This window comes from Williamsia sp. 1135, from assembly GCF_002095395.1.
GTDB lineage: Bacteria > Actinomycetota > Actinomycetes > Mycobacteriales > Mycobacteriaceae > Williamsia.
This window is the reverse complement of sequence record NZ_MJEI01000051.1, coordinates 1-21,045: the sequence shown is the minus strand read 5'-3', so window position 1 is coordinate 21,045 and position 21,045 is coordinate 1. Positions and strand designations below refer to the sequence as shown.

At 62.6% G+C, this 21,045-nt stretch carries 22 protein-coding genes; 14 read left to right on the top strand and 8 right to left on the bottom strand.

Annotated features, from left to right (window positions below; genetic code table 11):
• The first annotated feature begins 156 nt into the window (after positions 1-156).
• On the top strand, positions 157-1,398 hold the full coding sequence (locus BFL43_RS02065) for an IS701 family transposase (protein ID WP_084889687.1): 1,242 nt from the start codon (positions 157-159) through the stop codon (positions 1,396-1,398).
• A 7-nt stretch (positions 1,399-1,405) separates the two neighbouring features.
• Here the strand turns inward: BFL43_RS02065 and BFL43_RS02060 are convergent, their stop codons facing one another.
• The 6 genes from BFL43_RS02060 to BFL43_RS02035 form a co-directional block, all read right to left on the bottom strand.
• On the bottom strand, positions 1,406-2,833 hold the full coding sequence (locus BFL43_RS02060) for an ATP-binding protein (protein ID WP_143695028.1): 1,428 nt from the start codon (positions 2,831-2,833) through the stop codon (positions 1,406-1,408).
• A gap of 364 nt (positions 2,834-3,197) precedes the next feature.
• Positions 3,198-4,631 (bottom strand): amidase, encoded by a 1,434-nt coding sequence (locus BFL43_RS02055; protein WP_084890312.1) that lies wholly within the window; start codon positions 4,629-4,631, stop codon positions 3,198-3,200.
• Positions 4,628-5,974, bottom strand: coding sequence for a cytosine permease (locus tag BFL43_RS02050; RefSeq protein WP_084890309.1), 1,347 nt, complete (start codon positions 5,972-5,974; stop codon positions 4,628-4,630). The genes BFL43_RS02055 and BFL43_RS02050 overlap by 4 nt, the downstream gene beginning before the upstream one ends.
• A gap of 111 nt (positions 5,975-6,085) precedes the next feature.
• Positions 6,086-6,757, bottom strand: coding sequence for a GntR family transcriptional regulator (locus BFL43_RS02045; protein WP_084890321.1), 672 nt, complete (start codon positions 6,755-6,757; stop codon positions 6,086-6,088).
• A gap of 35 nt (positions 6,758-6,792) precedes the next feature.
• Positions 6,793-7,971, bottom strand: a complete 1,179-nt coding sequence (locus BFL43_RS02040) for an aspartate/glutamate racemase family protein (RefSeq protein WP_143695027.1) — start codon at positions 7,969-7,971, stop codon at positions 6,793-6,795.
• A 346-nt stretch (positions 7,972-8,317) separates the two neighbouring features.
• The gene (locus tag BFL43_RS02035; RefSeq protein ID WP_240498003.1) at positions 8,318-9,343 is read right to left on the bottom strand and encodes a LacI family DNA-binding transcriptional regulator; all 1,026 of its coding nucleotides are present in this window, start codon (positions 9,341-9,343) and stop codon (positions 8,318-8,320) included.
• Positions 9,344-9,532: 189 nt separating this feature from the next.
• Here BFL43_RS02035 and BFL43_RS29245 point away from each other — a divergent pair, with 189 nt between their 5' ends.
• From BFL43_RS29245 to BFL43_RS02000, 9 genes are all read left to right on the top strand, one after another.
• Positions 9,533-9,901 (top strand): hypothetical protein, encoded by a 369-nt coding sequence (locus BFL43_RS29245; protein WP_240498002.1) that lies wholly within the window; start codon positions 9,533-9,535, stop codon positions 9,899-9,901.
• Positions 9,902-9,921: 20 nt separating this feature from the next.
• The gene (locus tag BFL43_RS02030) at positions 9,922-10,851 is read left to right on the top strand and encodes an aryl-sulfate sulfotransferase (protein WP_240498001.1); all 930 of its coding nucleotides are present in this window, start codon (positions 9,922-9,924) and stop codon (positions 10,849-10,851) included.
• Between the two features lie 38 nt (positions 10,852-10,889).
• Positions 10,890-11,759: an ABC transporter permease gene (locus BFL43_RS02025; RefSeq protein ID WP_084890307.1), complete on the top strand. Its 870-nt coding sequence runs from the start codon at positions 10,890-10,892 to the stop codon at positions 11,757-11,759.
• Between the two features lies 1 nt (position 11,760).
• The gene (locus tag BFL43_RS02020) at positions 11,761-12,519 is read left to right on the top strand and encodes an ABC transporter ATP-binding protein (protein WP_084890304.1); all 759 of its coding nucleotides are present in this window, start codon (positions 11,761-11,763) and stop codon (positions 12,517-12,519) included.
• A 59-nt stretch (positions 12,520-12,578) separates the two neighbouring features.
• On the top strand, positions 12,579-13,166 hold the full coding sequence (locus BFL43_RS29240; RefSeq protein ID WP_240498000.1) for an ABC transporter substrate-binding protein: 588 nt from the start codon (positions 12,579-12,581) through the stop codon (positions 13,164-13,166).
• A gap of 18 nt (positions 13,167-13,184) precedes the next feature.
• Positions 13,185-13,535 (top strand): hypothetical protein, encoded by a 351-nt coding sequence (locus tag BFL43_RS29235; RefSeq protein ID WP_240497999.1) that lies wholly within the window; start codon positions 13,185-13,187, stop codon positions 13,533-13,535.
• Between the two features lie 19 nt (positions 13,536-13,554).
• Complete coding sequence (locus BFL43_RS02010) at positions 13,555-13,941, top strand: DUF202 domain-containing protein (protein ID WP_240497998.1); 387 nt, start codon at positions 13,555-13,557, stop codon at positions 13,939-13,941.
• Entirely contained in the window at positions 13,938-14,258 is a 321-nt protein-coding gene (locus BFL43_RS02005) for a DUF202 domain-containing protein (RefSeq protein ID WP_206186597.1), read from the top strand. Before BFL43_RS02010 ends, BFL43_RS02005 begins: the two co-directional genes overlap by 4 nt.
• 141 nt (positions 14,259-14,399) lie before the next feature.
• Entirely contained in the window at positions 14,400-15,074 is a 675-nt protein-coding gene (locus BFL43_RS02000; RefSeq protein WP_084890297.1) for an SIMPL domain-containing protein, read from the top strand.
• Between the two features lie 24 nt (positions 15,075-15,098).
• On the opposite strand, the gene BFL43_RS01995 is transcribed toward BFL43_RS02000, so the two are convergent.
• Complete coding sequence (locus BFL43_RS01995; protein ID WP_143695026.1) at positions 15,099-15,734, bottom strand: hypothetical protein; 636 nt, start codon at positions 15,732-15,734, stop codon at positions 15,099-15,101.
• 142 nt (positions 15,735-15,876) lie between these two features.
• The gene (locus tag BFL43_RS01990) at positions 15,877-16,683 is read right to left on the bottom strand and encodes a DUF6745 domain-containing protein (protein ID WP_084890289.1); all 807 of its coding nucleotides are present in this window, start codon (positions 16,681-16,683) and stop codon (positions 15,877-15,879) included.
• A 138-nt stretch (positions 16,684-16,821) separates the two neighbouring features.
• Between BFL43_RS01990 and BFL43_RS01985 the strand changes: the two genes are divergently transcribed.
• From BFL43_RS01985 to BFL43_RS01965, 4 genes are all read left to right on the top strand, one after another.
• Positions 16,822-17,112: a hypothetical protein gene (locus BFL43_RS01985; protein WP_084890287.1), complete on the top strand. Its 291-nt coding sequence runs from the start codon at positions 16,822-16,824 to the stop codon at positions 17,110-17,112.
• The gene (locus tag BFL43_RS01980; RefSeq protein ID WP_084890284.1) at positions 17,109-18,356 is read left to right on the top strand and encodes a hypothetical protein; all 1,248 of its coding nucleotides are present in this window, start codon (positions 17,109-17,111) and stop codon (positions 18,354-18,356) included. The genes BFL43_RS01985 and BFL43_RS01980 overlap by 4 nt, the downstream gene beginning before the upstream one ends.
• A 1,520-nt stretch (positions 18,357-19,876) precedes the next feature.
• Positions 19,877-20,182: a transposase gene (locus BFL43_RS01970; RefSeq protein WP_084889730.1), complete on the top strand. Its 306-nt coding sequence runs from the start codon at positions 19,877-19,879 to the stop codon at positions 20,180-20,182.
• Positions 20,134-21,045: IS3 family transposase (locus BFL43_RS01965; RefSeq protein ID WP_168176492.1), on the top strand; the 912-nt coding region annotated here is incomplete at its 3' end. The genes BFL43_RS01970 and BFL43_RS01965, both read left to right, overlap by 49 nt.

The window sequence follows — 21,045 nt, the reverse complement described above, 5'->3', positions numbered from 1 at the left end:
TACTACAGCCGTAGATAGGTAGTTTCGGCGTGTTTGCGCTGGTAGGCGCGGTTGCCGCGGCATGATCTCGAGTTTGTGAAGACATCCAGATCAGCTGCGGCAACCGCAGCACTGAGGGTAGACCATGAGCGGTGGCATGCGGGCCTGGATGGGTTGTTGGAGTCGTTCTCGTCGCGGTTCGCGCGGGTCGAAGCACGACGCAACGCCGGTGCGCTGGTGCTGGGTTTGCTGGCCGATATAGGTTCCAAGAACTGCTGGACTATCGCCGAACTATCGGGCCATGGCACCCCTGACCGACTGCAGCACTTGCTGTCCCGCGCTAAATGGGACGCTGATCTGGTCCGCGATGACGTTCGCAGCTATGTCATCGACCACCTGGCCGACCCTGATGCGGTGCTTGTCGTTGATGAGACCGGCGACTTGAAGAAGGGCACCAACACCGTTGGGGTACAACGCCAGTACACCGGAACCGCCGGACGCACGGAGAACTGTCAGGTCGCGGTCTACCTGACCTACGCCGCCGCTCGCGGACACACCCTGATCGACCGAGCGCTGTACCTGCCGCAGCACACCTGGGCCACCGACCCGCAGCGAAGGACCAAGGCCGGGGTCCCTGACACGGTCGAGTTCGCTACCAAACCAGCCCTGGCAACCACGCTGGTCGAGGCGGCCCTCGACGCCGACGTTCCGGCCTCGTGGGTCGCTGGCGATGAAGTGTACGGCGCAGACCCGAACCTACGAAAAGCGTTGCACAACAGACAGATCGGCTACGTCCTGGCCGTCGGATGCAATCGGCAGGTCCCCACAGCCGCCGGGAAGATCCGGGTCGATGCCCTTGCTGAGAATCTACCGCCGCGGTCCTGGCACAAGATGTCTGCCGGCGCCGGTAGCAAAGGACACCGCTGGTACTCCTGGGCCTTGATCGCGACCACCGAGCGTCCCGATGTTGGCCTCTGTCACGTGTTGGTGCGGCGCAACGATAGCTCCGGCGAGCTCGCCTTCTATCGCTGCTACAGCCCGGCACCGGTGCCGCTGAACCAGTACGTCCGAGTCGCCGGGCGGCGGTGGACGGTCGAGGAATCGTTCCAGAGCGGCAAAGGCCTGACCGGTCTGGATCAGCATCAAGTGCGGACGTGGACGTCCTGGCACCGCTGGATTACCTTGGTCATGGCTGCGCACGCCTTCCTGGCCGTGCATACCGCCACTGAACGCCTGGCCCAACCCTCAGAACCTGGACTGATCCGGTTGTCGGTCAACGAGTTCCGCAAACTCTTCACGATCCTCGTCCTCACACCACTGCATGCCATCGCTGACCCCCTCCGCTGGTCACTCTGGCGACGAAAACACCAATACCGAGCCCGACAACACCACTATCAACGCAGGTCACAACAACAATGAACCCTATCTACGGCTGTAGTACTAGGTCACCTGAGCTTGAACCTTCCCGCCGAACCAGAGACCCCCTTACTAATTCTTGTAGTCCCACGTTGATGTAGTCCATGCTGCGCTCGAGAAGCACTATAAATTCGTCAACTCGGACCGATCGACCTAGAATCGACAATGCTGAGAGAACTTCTCTCGCGGAGGCCTCCAACGATTCGTAGACTGACCTAACACAGAACTCGAGCAATTGGTCTTGATGTCGAATAAGCTGCACTGGATCATTGCCTGCCTCAACTGCCAGCGCAAACCATCGGATACCAAGAGGGCTATTACGCAGGCGGGTAACGACTTGAACTCTAGCCTCAGACGATATTCTGTCCAGGCCTTGAATATGACGCGCGCGAACAAAATCGTTGAAAAGGCGGAGGCTGTCTTTTTTGGATAGAGGGGCCAACGGAAATCGACGCTCGTACTGCCCCACACCAATCCGGCTTGTTATTAAGTAGCTGACACTGTCAGGAAGCTGCTCATAAAGTGTTGTGAACTCGGCTCCTCCGACGGTCTCTAGATTGTCAACAACGACTAGGACATCAAGGCCTTCAAGGGCCGAAGCCAAGTCCCTGATTGAGCCCTCAAATCCAGCGTCAAGCGCAGCGCCCAAGGGCAACGCCGCACCGGTGATGTCACGGGCGGCGCCAGCAATATTCACCACGCCCCCGGCAGTAAGCTTCTCATGTTTCAAAGAAGTCCAAAGGACCGCGTCGAACGGCCGGCTCGCGTCATCAACGATTTCGTAGGCGACCGCAATAGCGAGCGCCGTCTTTCCGATACCGCCCTCGCCGGTAATCGTCAGGACAGGCTCTCGACCGCGCTTTATCAAACCGGTGAGTTCCGAGACCTCTTTGGCACGCCCAACTAGCCCCGTCTCGTCGTAGTCAGGCAGCGGCAGATTATGGAGCGCAAAGCCTCCGTCGTCCACCGCCGTTACCAGGGGTTCCCACGACGGGTCTGCGCGGAGTTGCCCCAACATTCGTTTGAGCTCAGGCCAGTTACGCGCCTGAAACTGTAGCAGCAAGGACACCGCGGCGTCGCTGTCGCCAGCCAAGAGTGGGCGCGCATGCATAACGCGATTCCGAATCGAAACGAGTCGGTCGAGACTCAGAGTTTGGGTGCGAACCTCGTCCGCATATTCGGATGGAAGAAACCGTCGGTTAATATTTAATAGATCGTAGCCCTCTCGCATATCCAGGTAATCAGCGATGGATGCCCCGCTACCATTCACACCTTCACGAGACCTCTTCTCGTCTGCCCTGGAATAACTCTCACCCAGCGCCTGTTCCTCGCCGATTTCAGAGACAACATAGCGAACCAGATTAGAGCGTATGTCACGTTCGAACGCGTCTAACAACACGTACAGCCGCGCGCGGGTCATCGGCAGGTTTTCGGACAAGACACTCCCTAATACGATCGGACACAAGGCCTCGAGGCTACCTCGTGCACGACCGCAAACCCCGACGATCAGATCAAGTTGCGTCGTCGACCTCTGCAACCATTCTAGGCTTGGACGACCTGGGCCCCTTACGATACAGAGCAACGTGCCGGATTCTGGGAGATGGCGTCCTTACTGCGGAGGACAGATCCCAGTATGGTTAGCAGTACTAAATAAGTAAGGCCGATGGAACGGCCACCCTCCAGGCGGTTAGTGGTGCGCAGTCTCTGACAACACAGTCCGCAAAGGAACGACCAAGTGCCGTCGCGTTTGCGACCGTGCTGAAGAGCTCACAGCGCGGATCAATGACATTGAGGCACCATTATTACAACGAAGGTCCTCTTAGCCGCCGAGCTTTTGCCGGTACTTGGATTCCCGAACCCAGCCGCAACACCGCCCCATCCCCCAAATGCCTCCCCACAACCTGCATCCCCACCGGCCTCCCATCCCCCGTCACCCCAGCCGGCACACTGATCGCCGGCTGCCCAGTGAGATTTGCCGGATACGTGAACCCCTGCCACGCCGAATCGGCCACCTGCCGTCCATCGATCACCTCCGGCCCCTGAATGCCGACCGGAAACGCCGCCACACTCGCCGTCGGTGTCACCAGCACGTCGTAGTCGGTCATGAACCGCGCCATCCGGTTGACCACTGACTTGCGCCACATGTTGGCCTGGGTGAAGTCCTCAGCCGTCCACTCGGTCTCCAGCATCCGCACCAGATGCGGCGACATCTGATCGCCGAACTCCCCCAGCATCTTCCGCATCCCGACCAGATCGGTCTCCGACATGATCAGCGCCGTGAACTCATTGCCCGGCTCCGGCCATCCGGGATGCGCCTCCGTCACGTGACACCCCAGGTCATCCTGCAACGACGCCACCGCCCGACCCACGATCTCCCGCACCTCCGGATCCACCGGCAGGTAGCCGAAGTCCGAGCTGTAGGCGACCCGCAACCCCTTCACCGACGACGGCTGCACCGCCGCCAGCCAGTCGACATCACCGGCCGGAATGCTGTGTCGATCCCGTGAATCAGGTCCCGCCAGCACCGACATCACCGCGCCGACATCAGCGACCGTCCGGCAGATCGGCCCGATGTGCTCGACGCTCTCCCACCCCGACACCCCGGGATACCGCTCATCCCGGCACCCCGGATACACCGGCACCCGCCCCATCGACGGCTTGAACCCCACCAAACCCGTGAACGACGCCGGAATCCGGATCGACCCACCACCGTCGCTGCCCAGCGCGAATGGCACAATCCCGGCTGCCACCGCTGCCGCGGACCCGGCCGACGATCCTCCGGGCGTCAGGTCGAGGTTCCACGGATTGCGAGTCGTCGGGAACAGCGGGTTCTCCCCGGTTGCGCTGTACCCGAACTCGCTCGCGTTCGTCTTGCCCAGCGAGATCGCGCCGGCCGCTTTGCAGCGTTCGACGACCACGTCGTCCTCGTCGGGCACGAAGTCGCGGTAGGCGACCGACCCCGACGTGGTCCGCACACCCTTGGTACTGATCAGGTCCTTCACACCGTAAGGAACGCCGGCCAACGGGCCAACCGGTTCTCCTCGGGCGATGGCCACATCGAGGGCTGCGGCCTGCTCCAACGCCAGTTCCGGCGTCGGGGTGCAGAACGCGTGCAACTCTCCGTCGAGCGCCTCGAGCCGTCTGATTGACTCCTCCACCAGCGACACCGCACTGGTCTCGCCGCGGCCGACGGCATCGGCGATCGCCGACACAGCCGGCCACTGGTCGCTACTCATACCGCCACGGCCTCCGGTGCCGGCTTCGACGTCGTCGTCGCATTCGGGACCAGGAACTTCTCGTAGCTCCAGAACACCACGGAGGCAACGACAATCCCGACGATGGCATCGACTGACCCGGGCACGAAGTAGTGCGAGAGCGTCGCCACCCCGGCTCCGATGATCCACGCGGTGAAGGCGCTGGCCCGCAGCTTGGTGATGGCGGAGGCGCTGCGGCGCAGGACGAGCTGGTCGATGATCATGATCGCCCCGATCGGCGGGACGAAGATCCCGAGCAGGTTCAGCCAGTCGACGAAGTGCGACCACACTCCGGTCAATGCGACTGCGGCACCGAGGATGCCGAGGATCACGGCCACCGGGCGCATCGTGGTCTTGGTGATCCCCGACCAGCCGACCGCACCGTTGTACAGACAGTGGGTGCCGACGCTGCCGAGGTTCGCGAACACGAAGAACACCGCGATGATGGTCAGGATCGCGCTGTGGCCGGTGAGCAGGCCGAGGAATCCGCCGCCGTTGTTGGCTGGGTCGCTGGATCCGCCGACGGCGACGACCAGTCCGCCGAGTGCGTACGCCACGAAGTTCGACACCGGGAATGCGGTGAATGTGGCGACGACAGCGGACTTTCCACTGGTCGACCAGCGGGTGAAGTCGCCGGTCATGGTGCCCGAGTCGGCGAATCCCGCGATGACGATACCGACTGCGGCGCCGAAGGTCAGGGCGGTGCCGGTGCCTTCGTAGCTGACTACGTCATTGAAGGACAGGCCGTTGCCGGTGGCGCCGTAGTAGAGCGCGATCCCGCCGAGCACCACGAACAGCGGGGTGGCAATCATGCCCAGCCACGACAGCGCCCGGATCCCGACGGTGGTGAGTCCGGTGAACAGCACCGCTGCGAGGGCGGCACCTACGATCGGCATCCACCCCAGCGCGTCCTCCATCGTGGTGCCGGTGAGGCCGATCTGGAAGGAGAACCAGCCGATCACGACGGTGGAGAGAAATCCGACGGCGATGAGTCGTCCGGTGGTGCCGAAGGTGATCAGCGATTGCAGGGAGAAGTTGCGGCCGGTCGTGCCGGCGATATAGCTCAGCGCGCCAACGTATCCGAAGAGGACGAGGTTGCCGAGCAGGATCGCGATCAGGCCGTTGATCAGGCCCAGGTTGTAGACGATGACGCCGCCGAAAACGGCGTTGCCGAGGTTCATCGGGAATCCGAACCAGACCGCGGCGATCGACGCCAGACTCTTGCGGGCGTGCGGCGGTACGGGTTCGTGCTCGTATTCGTCGCCGAGGTCGGCGGCGAGGTCGCGGTGTCTAGGGTCGTGGAGAGGAGTTGCTTCGGTCGTCATGGGTGTGCTTTCTTGGTGGGGTCCGCATCTTGTCCATGCGGAAGGGAACGCACGCAGCATTGCGTGAGCTTGAAGAGTGAAATCTGGTGTCGGCGACGCCGACTGGTGAACTCAGCCGGCGGCTGAATCTTTGGGGGTGGCCCCAAAGAGGTATTTCGTGACGCGGTCCTTGTTGAACCGCACGTGCTCGATCGCCAGTTCTGCTGCGCGGTCGGCGTCTTTGGCAGCGATGGCGTCGAGGAGGTCCTCGTGTTCTTGCCAGAGTCGCTGGGGATCCTTGTTCTGCCGGAGCACCCAGTGCAGCCGACCCTCGAGGGGTTCGAGGATGCTCACCAGCAGGTCGTTGCGGGCGAGGTCATTGACGAGGTCGTGGAAGTGTTCGTTGTGGTCGTGGAGTGCGGCGTGGTCGTCGGCGGCGACGGCTTTGCGGGCCCGGTTGCGCAGCGCGATGAGTTTGCTGGCGTCCTTCTTGGTCAGGTTCTCCGCGGCCCGTCGAAAGGACAGTCCTTCCAGCGCTTCCCGGACGTCGAACAGCTCGGTGACGTCCTTCTTGGAGAGCTGTTTGACGATGACGCCCCGGGTGGGGAGCATCTCGACGAAGCCTTCGCTGTTGAGCATGCGCAGGGCCTCGCGGACCGGGAGGCGGGAGACGTCGAAGTCGGCGGCGACGTCCCGTTCGACGATCCGGTCGCCGGGCTTGTAAGTGCCGTCGATGATGCGTCCGCGCAGCCGATCGCGAATGGACTCCCGCAGGGGGCGGCCGCTCGGTTCGTCGCTGGTCATCATCGTCAGGGTCCTGGTCGGGTGATCGTGTGGTGTCACTGTATCGCCGGCCTTCCGGATCGGGTGGTCGCGTCGTCGCGGAGGAGGCGGGCGACGGTGTGGGTCGCGGTCTCCAGGGCGGCGATGTCGTCGAGTGTCCAGGTGCGTTCGGTGACGCTGTGGACGGAGATCCAACCGGTCATGTCGGCGTCGATCTCTACCGGGCTGAGCATCTGCGCGGAGACGCCGTAGACGTCGCGCAGGGCTTGCGGCGGCTCGGGTGGTAGTCGGAAGTCGTTCTGTATCAGCGGTTTGCGGTTGACTTCGAGCCATTCGACGGTGTTGAGGCGACGTTGTGGCAGTGAGGTGTCGGTGCGGATGGGCGCGATGCCGTCGCCGCAGGACTCGGCGGTCGCGGTCTGGACGGTGAGTCGAAGGGCGGGAAGGTCGATGCGAAGGGTGGTGCGGTCGCTGCCGGTGGCCTGGCGCAGGTCGTCGATGGTGTGTTGCAGGGTGGCGCGGAGGGAGCCGGAGTCGAGGAGGGTGCCGTGGCCGGGGAGGCGGACGGTGTCGTCGACGAGGCGCAGACCTGCCCAGGCGGAGGCGAGGATGCTGTCGATGACGGGGATGCCGAGGTCGGGTTCGAGTGCGGTGGTGTCGGTGCCGTCGACGTTGGTGCAGAGGACGACGACGGCGTCGGTGTGGGTGGCGACGCTGCGAACCATGGCGGTGACCTCGTCCGGGGTCAGGTTTGCGAAGGCGTGGTTGTCGGTGAGGCCTGAATGTGTCTCGGCAACAATGTCGATGCCGTGGCGGGGGTATTCGGTGCGGATCGCGTCGACGACGTCGTTGGTGTAGGGCGTGACCAGTCCGATGCGGGTGGCGCCCAGGGCGCGGCAGGCGTCGAGGATGGCGAGCGACGAGGTGGTGGCCGCGATGCCTTTGTGCGCGGTGATGGCGGCACAGAGGGCGCGGTCGTGGTCGAGGCCGAGCCAGGAGCCGGAGGTGCCGTTCCAGACGATGGAGTCGACGTGGGCGTCGGCGAGGAGTTCGGCGGCGGCGACCATGGGTGCGGTGTCGAATTGGTGGTTGGCGGAGTCGTCGAGGGCGATCCGGGTCACTGGCGTGCGGGCGAAATGCACGGTGGTGTCGGGGATACCGGCCACGACGGCGTAGGTACAGGGCTCCACACAGGTGTTGGATGACGGCGTGATCATCCCGATGCGTGTCGTCATGATGCGTGCTCCGGCTTCGGTGGGTGGAGGGCCCCTTTTGGGATCCCAAAAATGAAGCTAGAGGGACGGGTGGGTGGTGTCAACGGGAAGGAAAATGCAGGTCGCAAGGCGATTGGACGTGGTGTTGGTGCAGTTCAGGGGGCGTTTTACGTGAATCTGCTCGCTTACGCCGGCGAGGATTCGAAACGACGAAAAGCGTTGCATAACAACCAATATGGCCGATTGGAGACTCACTCTGGACTAGTTTTGGGATCCCATATGCGTTACGCACCGTTTTCATTTGAACGAAATCGCGACATCCCGATGTAACTTCAGCGCCGAATATGTCCGATTTCGGGCGAACCGATCAACACCCGCAGGTATTACCAACATGCAGAAACGGCTCCCACAACTCCGGCCTCGTTCGTCGAGCATCAGACGACGCAGCTGTGGTCGCCATCAACCGCTCGAGAGCATGCCGCGCAATGCTGTCCACCGGCTGCTGGGCGCTCGTGGTGTCGAACTGCCCGTACTTCGCCTGGCCTCCGTCGAAGGCCACGATCTTGACGTCGTCGCCGATGCGCAATCCGTGGTCGGCAACAGCACGCGTCGTCGCAGCGGTCTGTCCGTACGTCCCGACCACCACGCCCTCCGGTGGCGTCGACCGAGAACTCAGGAACTCCCGTACCGCCCCGTACGCACCGTCGGCGGTGAGATCGCTATGAATGTGCGCGATCTCGGCGCCGTCGACGGCGGTCGCGCCGCGGTAGCGCTGCTCGACGGTCTCGCGGTCTCCGTGGTGCACGTCGGCCTCGGTGAACCCGCCGACGAACGCGATGTCGCGGCACTGATGCGTCTCGACGAGGTGCCGGGTGGCAATCTCACCGGCCCGCTCATGGTCGACTCTGACGATCGGCGCATCGACGTCGCCGCGCACATTGTGCATCCACACGAGCGGTATCCGCGCCTGCGCGCACAGAGCGGCGGTCTCGGCTGCATTGGACGCACCCACCACGACGAGACCATCGATGCCGGCCTCCGCGAAGGCGCTCACGAACTCCAGCTCCCGTTCGGGGTCGTAGCCGGTGTTGCCGATCATCGTGAGGTGGTCCTGAGCGCGTGCCTGCCGTTCGACACTTCCGACGAACTCTCCGAACAGCGGCAACGTCAGGTCAGGCACTAAGAGGCCGATCTGCCGCCAGCGGCGCTGCCGGCGCAACGCCTGTGCGCGTCGGTTGGGTCGGTAGTCCAATTCTTCGATCGCACGAGTCACGCGGGCGCGCAAGATATTCGACACCGGACGTGGGCCGTCGTTGAGGACGTAACTCACCACCGCCGTCGACGTACCCGCGCGCTGCGCCACGTCGGCGACGGTCGGACGTTTGACACCCACTCGATGTTCTCCTTCTCCACGGCCATGACCCTCAGGAAGGGACATAACCCCCCGACGCCCTGTCAGACAAGGTCTGAATCACCTTGATTGTGACACTTCATCGGCTGCGGCGCCGACATTACGCTAATCGATTAGATAGTTCACGACCTGGACTCGTAGACGTAACAACACATTGGTGGAGTAGCTGACATGGCATTCGTAAGACTCGCTGGAGTCACATATCTGGACCCTGACCGCGTGGACAACAGCTACGTGCTGTTCACCGGAGCTGATTCGGTCACCCGCTTGATCGATCTCGCCGGAACAGTCGTCCGCCAGTGGCCGTACGCCGGTGTCCCGCCGCGGATTCTCGATCCCGCGCTCAACGCCGGTCGGGTCGGCGACGTCGGTGTGCAGTTGACCGAGAGCGGCGACGCCCGTGGCGGTATCTACGCCAACGGCACCATCGGACAACTCGACTGGGCGGGTGAGCGCCGCTGGGAATGGGGTACCGAAGCCCCGGACGGCGCCGCACGCCAGAACCACGACTGGGAACTCTCCCCAACGGCAACCGGCTGATCCTGGTCACGGTCCCGCGGGTGGTCCCGAGCCTCGGTGATCACGTGGTCGGCGACCAGGGCCTCTACGAAGTCGATCCCGAGGGCACGATTGTCTGGTCCTGGCTGGCCGGCGACCATCTGGAGGAGTTCGGCTTCTCCGACGAGGGATGGGCCGCCTTGCGCGACACCGTCGACCGTGACCCGGAAGATCCCTGGGGATACCTGGAGATGAACAGCGCCAAGTCGCTGGGACCCAACCGCTGGCACACCGCCGACCCGACCAGCGCGTTCGCCCCCGACAACATCGTGATCAGCTTCCGCAAAGCCAACATCGTGGCAATCATCGACAAAACGACCGGTTCACCGGTCTGGCAGTGCGGGCCTTACTACACAGCGCGAGCCGGGGCCCAACATCAACGCATCAACGTGCACAAGGTGCCCCGCCCCCTGGATCAGACGTCGGGACAACACAACCCGCACATGATCGCACCGGGACTGCCGGGCGCCGGCAACGTCCTCGTCTTCGACAATCAGGGTGGCGCGGGCTATCCGCCGGCCGCGCTGGGCATCTACGCCGGATCGCGGATCCTCGAGATCGACCCGACCACCAAGGAGATCGTCTGGCAGTACACCGCTGAAGACTCCGGTCAGCCCTCCTGGGCGTTCTTCAGCTCGTTCGTGAGCAACGCGCAGCGACTCCCCAGCGGCAACACCTTGATCACCGAAGGCATGCAGGGACGCCTGTTCCAGGTGACACCCGGCGGCGACGTCGTGTGGGAGTACCACAGCCCCTACGAGGGCCACGGCGTCGCCGGAGAGCCCGAGGTCAAACACGTTCGGGTCCCCGGCGTCGACCGCCTCACCCTGACCCCGCTGGTGTATCGGTCGCAAGCCGTCCCCTTCGACTGGACCCCGCTCGGCCCACCCACAAACGCACTGCCACATATCGACCTGCGGCAACGGTCCTGACCGCACACGTTCGCGAACCCCACCTCGAGAGGTACCCGATGACCACCGGCCTGCCACCACACGCTGAAAAGTCGACGCCGCAGTCGAGCGTCGAACCACCGCCGCCCCGTGCCGAGCGTCGATCTGCGGCGGCCCTACATCAGGTTGGCGCGGGTCTCGGCACACTCGGCTGGACTCTGGCCGGGTTGGCGATCGCCGCAACGCTGTGGTCGCTGGCCGTGGCCACGGGACGCTTTCCCGAGCAGCTGTTCCCGAGCGTCCCGCAGATCTACTCTGCGGGACAGGGGTTATGGGAAGAAGGCCTCCTCGGCGACGACATCATCGCCAGCCTGCGCAGAGCCGCAGCAGGTTTCGTACTGGGCTCCGTGATCGGGGTGCTTGTTGCCGTGGTCACCGCCACGACCGCACTGGGTCGCAACGTGCTCCAGCCGGTACTGCGGGTGTTCTCACCGATACCCACCATCGGTCTGGTCCCGCTGGCCATCCTGTGGTTCGGCCTGGGCGAGAACAGCAAGGTCCTGGTGATCACCCTCGGTGTGTTCGTCCCGGTCTGGATCAACAGCCACGCCGGATTGTCGAGCACTCCGACCGACTACCTCAAAGCCGCGCGCTGCCTGGGTGCGGGCCGGTGGCAGACGCTGCGGAAGGTCATCCTGCCCGAAGCCGCCCCCGACATCGTCTCCGGCCTACGGGTCGGTGCAGCGATGGCCTTCGTGCTGATCGTCGTCGCTGAAATGACCGGAACCACAGCAGGAATCGGCTACCGCATCTATCAGGCACAGCTGTTCTCCCAGGCCGACCGATTGATCTTCTGCCTGCTGGTCCTGGGCGTGATCGGCGCGCTGTGCGACGTCACCATCAACAAAGCCGCAGCACCCTTCACACGGTGGGCGAAGGAGCAACACTGACATGGCCATCGAAACCCACGACCTGGTCGTCCACTTTCCGGGTACCCCGCACCCCACCCTCGACCGCATCTCCATGACCATCCCCGACGGCTCGTTCACCGTCCTGGTCGGCGCGTCGGGCAGCGGCAAATCGACTCTGCTGCACTGTCTTGCGGGATTGACCACCGCCACCAGTGGCGAAGTCACCGACAACGGTCAGGTCGTCACCGCGCCCGACCCACGCCGCGGTGTCGCCTTCCAGCGGGACGTCTTGTTCCCCTGGCTATCAGTGGCGGACAACATCGATTTCGCGCTCGTCGCCCGCAAACTGCCGGCGAAGGCCCGCCGGGCGCGTATCGACGAACTGCTCGACCTGGTCGGCCTCGCTCCCCAGGTGGCCCGACAACGGCCCAGTGAACTGTCCGGGGGAATGCGTCAGCGGGTGAGCATTGCGCGGGTGCTTGCCGGTGAACCGGAGGTGATGCTCATGGACGAACCGTTCGCCGCCCTCGACGCGCTCACCCGGTTGCGGATGCAGGATCTCCTGATCGATCTGTGGACACGTCTCGGCCGCACCGTCGTCTTCGTCACCCACGACATCGACGAGGCGATCCGGCTCGGCGACACCATCAAGGTGCTGCGCGGTGGCGGCATCGCCGAGCACATCGTCAACCCACTGAGCCGGCCCCGTCCTGCCGACAGCCTCGCCGATCTGCCCAGCTACAGCGAACTTCGCAAGACCCTCCACCACCAACTCGGCATCGACCACGCACTGCACTAACAGATTCACCCGACACACGCTTTCCCGCTCGATCCCCCTTCTGTAAAGGACATCTCATCGTGACCACATCCCTACGCCGCGTCCTCCTGGCCGCGGTCGCGGCCACTGCCATCGCCGTCTCGGCCACCGCATGCACCGGCACCGACACCGATGTCGACACCCTCACCGTCGGATTTGTCGTCGACCCGTCCTGGGCCCAGATCCCCGTGGCCGCCGACGCCGGACTGTTCGACGATCAGGACATCAACGTCAAGGTCATCAACTTCTCGTCCGGAGTGGAGGCACTCCAGGCTGTCGCCGCCGGCCAGGTCGACATCACCACGGCCGCGGACGTGCCCACCTCCGCTGCGCTGGTGCGCAACCCAGCGTTGCGTGTCGTCGGCGACGGATCCCGGTGGGAGGGATCGAAGATCGTTGCCCGGCGAGACGCTGGCGTGAGCACCATCACGGACCTGGCGGGCAAGAAAGTCGGTACGCCGCTGGGCACCAGCGCGGCGTATTACATCTCCAACGCGCTGGCCACCGACAACATCGATGCCGAACTGGTCCAGGTCGCCCCGTCGGCAATCGTTACAGCCATCAGTCAAAGCAACGTCGACGCCGTGTCGATCTTCCAGCCCTACCAGGCACAGGCCATCGAGGCGTAAGGTGACGACACGGTCGAATTGACCGGTGGCACATACAGTCAGCACAGTCTTTACCTCTCTACGGAGTCGGCCATCTCGGCCAAGGGCGAGACGATCGGGAAGTTCTTTACCGCCATCGGTGAAGCCGGCACGAGCTTGACCAACAAGAGCGATGAGGCCGTGCAGGCAGTCGCCGCAGCCACCCAGCTCGACGCCGACCTGGTGCGGACGATCCTGGAAGAGTTCGACTTCACCCTGCAGCTCACACCCGACCTCGCGACCAAACTGCAGGAACTCGCGGAATGGGCTCAGGGAGAGGGCAATAACGATGCCGGGGCGCAGCTCCCCGACTACGCCACCTTCCTCGATAATCAGTTCGTCTCGTCCTAGATCGCCGGCCAGACACGTGGTGGCCCTGTGGACGCGACGAGACAAGCCAATCGCACCGGACGACCTCTCCACCGAGCCTGATTACCGCTTCACCCTGGCCAACGAGCGGACCTTCCTCGCGTGGATACGCACCGCCATGACACTGCTCGCGGCCAGCATCGTGCTCGGAGAGTTCCTCCGGTCCGCTGACGGACACACCAATCAAATTGCACTGCGGATCATCTCCATCACCTGCGTTTTGACTGCGACCACGTTGGCGCTCAACGCCTACGTTCGCTGGGACCGGGTGCAACATGCGATGAGCCGGGACCAACCCTTGCCGAGGCCGGCCAATCTCATGCGGATCACCGTTGCGAGTTTGTGTCTCATCGCGGTCATCTGCGTCGTCGTCGCGGCTCGCACGTGACAAGCGCCGCCGGCAAGGTGCACGATGCCGGACTGCAACCGGAGCGGACAACGCTGGCCTGGCGCAGAACCACCTTGAACAGCCTCTGCGCCACAATCTTGGCTGTCCGAGGTTGGTTCGTGCATCCCTCACCCATCACCTTGGGGCTGGCCGTGTCGACGGCGGTAGTGACCGCGCTACTCACCGCCGCCGCGGCACGGTCGGGTGTTCGTGACCGTCGGGAGCATGACCGAACAACTGCCCGCTCAACACATGTCAAAGTGGTCGCCGTCATTGTGTCCGCTGCGTGCGTGTTCGGGATCATCGCCGCTGTGTGACGCCACGAGGAAGGGTGTTCTCGTCAACTCACGCCGGCGATGTAGCCCGTCCTTTGGTGCCACATCGGCTAAGCGTTCAGGTGGTCGCTCCATGTCCGACCCCATCGGCATACTTCGCTCCATGAGCCGAGCCCCGTCACCATCACTGTCAGCGGTCATGCAGAGCGTCGATTCGCACCGAACCGGTGCACGGTACACCTTCGCGTCGAAACCGATCGAGACTCCCGCAATGCGGCGTCTGAACAGGCAGTGCGCGCGATCAACCAGGCCACGGATCTGCTTGCTGCACTTCGTGAACAACACAACAGTCCAATCTCGCGCTGGACGCTCAACCAGGTTCACCACGACCGTCGCCGTCCTTACCACCGGGACGGCAAACAGCTCCCCTGGCGGTACTACTCGTCGGCGAGAATCACGGTCACCTTCCACGACTTCGCAGCCATCAGCGGCTTCATCGACGCCGTGACAGACATCGAGGCTGTGACCATTGGCTACCTATACTGGTGGTTGACCGCGAGGAAGACCGCCAAGAAGACAGCCCGGGTTCGCGATCTCGCCGTCCTCGACGCTCTGGCCAAGGCCAAGGGGTACACAGCCAGTTTGGGGTGCGAGAGCTTCCATGCCACTGCCATCGCCGATCCCGGAATGCTGGGTATTTCATCTGATGGCCCGATTATGACCGACAGCGGGATCATGCCGGCGCCCGGTGGCGTGCGTGTGAGCGGTGGGGGCGAAGAGTCCCAATCAATGCCCGACCTCAAGCCCGAGCGCATCGTCATCACCTCCGCGGTCGAGGCTCGGTTCGAAGCGTCCTGACGGGTCGCAACGATCCTTGAAGCCTTATATATCGTTGATACCGAACTCGGTTCCCCTCGCCGCGGCGTCCTCCACGTGTTGATCAAGTGAGCCGTCGTCGATCATCTTGGCTAGTCGCATGAGATCGCAATGACGCCAAAGGTAACCACCCTCCTCATCAAGGAGCATTTCGACGGGTTCGTCATTCTCGTCCCTAAGCGCGTTGGTGAAGGCTGCGGCGGTCAGCTCCCTTGCTGGAACTCCGAGATAGCGTGCGGCAACGTTCGTCGACCGAACAATGCGGTGCTCACGTGCGGCGCGTGCCTGATCGGCCGATGCCAACAAATCGGGCCGGAGCGCTGGCCGATCGCTTATCGAGCTCCAAATTGGTCCGGAAATGAGGAGGTGGCCGTTGTCGTCGACTTCGCGAACCCGACCCTCAACCGCTAGTCGGATGTCATCGGCGGTCGTGTTCGAGTAAAGCCTCGCCACCCCGCGCGGATTTACCCAGTGCGCATCGGGATCGTAAATCGCGAGAAGCTTGTGCAGGTCTATCAGCTCGGACTGGACAGCCTGGACCCGACTGTTCAAGTTATCAACTGAACTCCAGATCTGTTCTATTAGAGAACTTTTCGGCATACCTAACCCTCCAGATTCAGTGTTGGTGACCAGGCTGGTCATCGAATGCGTTGGAAAACTACCCCAACGGTCCGACAAAGCTCAGCTGCTGGCACAGTCCCACTCAGGCGTGAAGCGACCGACCCAGACCGCAGAAGCAACCGCTCCTAATAGTCCTTCTCCAACCGCATGGCACCGGGGATGTTCACTGAGGCGGTGCCGCGCGGCGGGGTTTCCTGAGGCCTAAAGACCGGCGCGGACCAACCAGTGTTGGTGCGCTTCCTATCACACCCCACCCGTCTCGGTAGATGATCGCCGGCCGGCCGTCGCCCACCAGGACCCCCGTTTCGTCGAGCCGAATCTGAACCGGCCGTTCGACCATGATCGCGACCGTCGGCAACGGCCACCACCAGCCCGAGTTCTCCGCCGCCCGAACATAACCGCTGATCCCGAGATCCACGTCGCCGACCGACTCCATCCCCGCCCACAACGCTACCCAGCCGTATTGTGTTGGCCCGATGACCCGACTGACCGGTCCGGGAGTGAGCATCCGATCGTTCAGCATCGGCCCGAACACGTTCTCCCAGGTGGATTCCGTCCACGACGGTGCCGGAATGAACTGCGCGTACTGGCTCGCCCACGTCGTACCTCGCCGCAGCTTCAGCTCAGTGGCGACAACACTCTCGTCGACGGCAGGCCGAGCACGACGGACGATCCGTAGATTCTCATGCCACCGATCGATCCACAGTCTGTTGTACGTGTGTGAACCATGCTCCAGTCCTTGACCCCGAGTTCGCTTTTCAGCTTCGTACCGTTCGGCGCCCGCACGTGGTGAGTCGCACCAGACGAACTCGGCCAGTTCAGCGAGACCGCCCTCGCGGTAGATCAGAGCCACCGCGTCTTCTGCCGCAGAGCGATCTCCTGGTTCGGTCGACAGCATCAAGGCCGACCACCGCTCGCGGACTTCTCTGAGCGCGGAGACGCTGTTCTGATCGAGCGGTTGAGTCTTCACGTCTGAACACTGTCAGCCGGCGCCGACAGCCGACGGGCCCGGCTGATCGGCCCTGGGCGGGCCTCACCCTGCTGCCGACCTGCGAAGACTCCCTCCTGGTATGGTTTGGCCTCGAGTTCTGGGATCCGGGGGGATGATGTGCGGGTAGATCCTGCGTTGCTGCGCGAATGGTCGAAGACTGTTGCTGCGGCCTCTGATGACATCGACGCTGTCGACGTCTACACAGTGTTCGGAGCGGCAGCTACTGCGTGCACAGGCACTGCGCTCGTCCGTGGCCTGTCCACTCACGCCTGTACCGAAGGCATCACGGTGGCCGAGTACCGGGACAGCCTCGACATACTCTCGCAAGCGATCCGTTCGACAGCGGACGAGTTGGAGAATGCGGACTACGCGAACGCCTCCGGTATCGACCCGAGGCAGTATCGGTGACCGTCTCCATCTCCCAGATCCAATCGTGGGACTTGGCAACGCTGGTCTCTTCCGCCGATAGCGCGGACACCGGTGCCCAGACATTCGAGGACAGTGCCCTCACGGTGACCAACGGCCTCGCGGGCGTCGACCCCAGCTGGGACGGCGATTCCAGAGACCGGGCCGCGGTGCGAGCAGCCATCGAGTCGACCAATCTCACCGAGCGTGCGACCCGGTGGCGAGCGGCGGCCACAGAGCTCAGGACTGCGGCCGAACAGCTGGGGCTTCTCAAGGCCGAGATCGTGCGTCTCGTCGACGACGCAGAGGCGAAGTCGTCCGTTGTCGGACCGGTCTACTCTGTCGCCGACGATGGTTCGGTGACAGTCACAGCCGCCTTCCGGGCGTTCTACGCCGAGACTCAGGGCACGGGGCCCGGCATCGGCCTGGTCCAGGAAGCCGAGAGCAACGCTGCGCAACTGCAGCGCAAACTCAAACTCCTGCTTGCCAACGCCTCGATGGGTGCCGAGTACGCGGATTGGAAGATCACCAATGCGCTGTTCGGAGTGACCGCCGAGGAACGCCCATTTCATCCGACTGAAGCTATACCGAAGCCACCCAAACCGAAGGAGCCGAAGATCGATGCTGATCAGGATGGTTCTGGGCCCGAAGGCTACGACTCCGTCCATCCGAACTTCTGGGACCAGTTAGATCTTGCGGGTCTTAAGGCGGGTGCGTTCGTCGGCAGCGATCGAGCGAGCAAGGCAGGGATGCGCGAATCATCGATGATGCTTCGCCATTTCTTGAAGAACAGCGGAAGTCCATACACAGTCGATGTCGACTCGATGTTCTCAGACATGCCAGGATTCAAGACGCTCGCGGAAGATCAGGCCGCCCGGTCGCTGGCTCAGACTCGAGCAATGCTGCCGGCGGAGTATGAAGGACCCATTGTGTTCGAAGGCAACTACGGGAGTGACTACGGTAGATTTCAGCCCGATCTGGGATCAAACCCCGACTGGTACATGGCTCTTCACGAGTACAGCTTCGAGTCGAGCGGCGTTGCGGTACCCAGCTCGAACGAATATGAGTTCGAGGTCTCCTACCAAACCAGCGTCTACGACTACTACAACTGGGACACGACGGATGAACACTGGTACCCACAGCCCTCCGACCTCAACGATCTCCATTCAGCGGGCTGGAGTCAGAACTTCGACGTTGTCGGGACGTCCTCGAAGCAGACGACCACATGGCCCCAACCCGATTCGTAGATGCGGCAATTCATTACCAGGCGAGGATCAGATGCCAACAGCAACAAAGGCCGTTCGAACCGCAGCTCGGCGGCGACCACTGCACGTTTTGGTCGTCGGTCTCGTCTTGGCGATGGGACCTACCGGATGTGCTGATGTTCTCGGTCTCGACACCGATGATCCAACCGACGCGGCGAAAGTGCTAGGCATTTCGATACCCGACGGCGCAGAGAAGGTTCAGTCATACACCCACTCGTCGGCACAAGGAAGCTGCACCGATCTTTCGTTTCTGATGCCTACGGACAAATGGCAGCCATACGTGTCCGACTACTTCTCCACCGACCTCGCAGAAGAGTTCGCCAACTACCTTGCGTGCAACAATCCTCGAGCTCGGTGCCCAGAGACATCGGCCACGCAGAAGCTCGGAGCTTCAGACCGCGTCGAAGTAGATGACTCGACCCAAGACCGAACGATTCTGGTGATTTCCGAGTGCGAACCCGGGTGGACTCTGATCGCCTGGAAGAGCAGCAAGGTCTAAATCCTGTTCAGAGGCGACGCGCCGACAGTGCTCGGCACTTCGAGGAGTCGCCCTACCAAATGGCCTTGGATCAGAAATTTTTGACGCACACTCGTTGCCCAACGGTCAATCCACAACGGGGAGGTCCTTAGATGCAAATTCAGCCCTCTTCAGAGAAAATCGGTCGAATTGGCGTGCCAAGAATCATCGGACTGGCGCTCGTGCTCACAGCTGTCTCAACGGGATGTGGCTCCGGGCTCAACCGCCATACGGAGGACCCTGAGCAGGCCGCAGCGATACTAAACGTGTCGGTGCCGCAGTCTGCCAGTGATATCTCTTCCTACACCGACTCTTCGGCCCAGGGTAACTGTACGGATCTGTCGTTCCTACTGCCAACAAACCAGTGGCAAGACTATGTCGAGAACTACTTCCGAGGGCAGTTGAGACCCTCAGCTGCCGAGGGGTACTCCTGCGACGACCCGCGGCCCCCATGCGAGTCTCGCCCAGCCGGAAAGGTTTCCGAACATCTCAAGGGCGAAGACACCATACGTGTAGACAATTCGTCGCAGTATCGGGCTCTACTGGTGATCGCAGAGTGCTTCCCGGGCCAGACGCTCATCTCTTGGAAGACAGATGACGTCTGAACTTCCTGCGGTGCCGTCGCCGTCAACCTCTACAACCTAAAGACAAGAACCAGATACCCTATGCCATAACGACTTTCACCGGCCATTGATAGATAGACCTCTTGAGGTATTCGAGTAATCGACATGACGAACCAGTGCGTAGACTCGTAATAACCACTGCGGCGCCACAACTTGATCGCGCCTGCGTGAAACCGCCGGCCCACTTGGGCCGCCCTAGGAGTGCCAGCAGTATAGAAGGATTGGGAGCCGCAGTGACGAGACATGAGGTAACCGGTTCCTTCCGCGATCTTTTTCGCAGCGATACACCGCGCGCTGAGGTTCCCCCCAGGTAGTGGACACCGAGCTAGCGGGATCAGCGGTTCCGCTGGGAGGATGTTCACATGTCGCGGAAGCGTCGGTCGTTCACGACCGAGTACAAGGTCGATGCTGCGCATCGAGTGATCGATTCTGGTCGATCCATCGCCGAGGTCGCACGAGACCTCGGCCTCAACGAAGGCCTGCTGGGGCGGTGGGTCGCTGATGAGCGCCGGCGCCTGGACGCAGCGCGGCGAGAGGGCGATGAGCCACTGACCGCAGTCGAGCGCGACGAGCTTGCCCGGCTACGCCGGCAGGTCGCCGATCAGGAGAAGGACATCGCATTCTTGAAAAAAGCGTCGGCGTACTTCGCGGCGAACCATCAACGGTAGAGAAGTACGCGTTGATGGCCACGGAGTGCGCCACCACAGCAATCAGTCGAATGGCCACCCTGCTGGGTGTGTCAGCCTCGGGTTACTATCGGCATCTAAAGTCAACCAGGGCAACAGAATTAGGGATACAGAGGCAGCGTCGGGAAGAGTTGGCTGTGCGAATCGCTTCGATCCACGAAGACTCCCACGGTGTCTACGGATCGCCGCGGATCACCGCTGAGCTACGCGCGCGGGGCGAGTTCGTCACCGAGAAGACCGTCGCCAAAATCATGGCCGAGCGGGGCCTAGCTGGTATCAGTCCGCGCACCTTCTCGCCGCCGACGACGATCGTCGATCCGTTCGCGACGTTCCCGCCGGATCTGGTCGACCGCGTCTTCGATCAGGGCCGCACCGACGCCGTGTGGACGTCGGACATCACATATCTGACTTGCGGTGGCGAAGACATGTATCTGTGCGTGATCAAGGATGAGCATTCGAAGCGGGCGTTGGGGTGGGCTGTGGCCGATCACATGCGCGCTGACTTGGTGACCGATGCGGTCGATATGGCTGCTCGTACCCGTCGCGGTCGAACCAAGGGCATCATCATGCACTCGGACAGGGGATCTCAGTACACATCGTCCTTGATGACGAATGCCTGCGGGAAGTACGGTCTGCTTCGGTCGATGGGTCGGACCGGGGTGTGCTGGGACAACGCCGGTGCCGAGAGCCTGTGGTCGACGTTCAAGCACGAGCACTACTACCGCCACAGCTACGTCTACAAGAGCGAACTGGTTGCTGCGGTTGACAATTGGTTCGACTACTACAACACTCGACGGAGGCACTCAACGATCGGGATGCTCAGTCCCATCGACTACGAGATGTCA

Excerpts from the sequence above, each read along its gene's own strand:
- BFL43_RS02040 (WP_143695027.1), bottom strand. The coding sequence starts at position 7,971 with ATGACGACACGCATCGGGATGATCACGCCGTCATCCAACACCTGTGTG.
- BFL43_RS29245 (WP_240498002.1), top strand. The coding sequence starts at position 9,533 with ATGGCATTCGTAAGACTCGCTGGAGTCACATATCTGGACCCTGACCGC.
- BFL43_RS01995 (WP_143695026.1), bottom strand. The coding sequence starts at position 15,734 with ATGACCAGCCTGGTCACCAACACTGAATCTGGAGGGTTAGGTATGCCG.
- BFL43_RS02055 (WP_084890312.1), bottom strand. The coding sequence starts at position 4,631 with ATGAGTAGCGACCAGTGGCCGGCTGTGTCGGCGATCGCCGATGCCGTC.
- BFL43_RS02020 (WP_084890304.1), top strand. The coding sequence starts at position 11,761 with ATGGCCATCGAAACCCACGACCTGGTCGTCCACTTTCCGGGTACCCCG.
- BFL43_RS02045 (WP_084890321.1), bottom strand. The coding sequence starts at position 6,757 with ATGACCAGCGACGAACCGAGCGGCCGCCCCCTGCGGGAGTCCATTCGC.
- BFL43_RS01970 (WP_084889730.1), top strand. The coding sequence starts at position 19,877 with ATGTCGCGGAAGCGTCGGTCGTTCACGACCGAGTACAAGGTCGATGCT.
- BFL43_RS02025 (WP_084890307.1), top strand. The coding sequence starts at position 10,890 with ATGACCACCGGCCTGCCACCACACGCTGAAAAGTCGACGCCGCAGTCG.
- BFL43_RS02050 (WP_084890309.1), bottom strand. The coding sequence starts at position 5,974 with ATGACGACCGAAGCAACTCCTCTCCACGACCCTAGACACCGCGACCTC.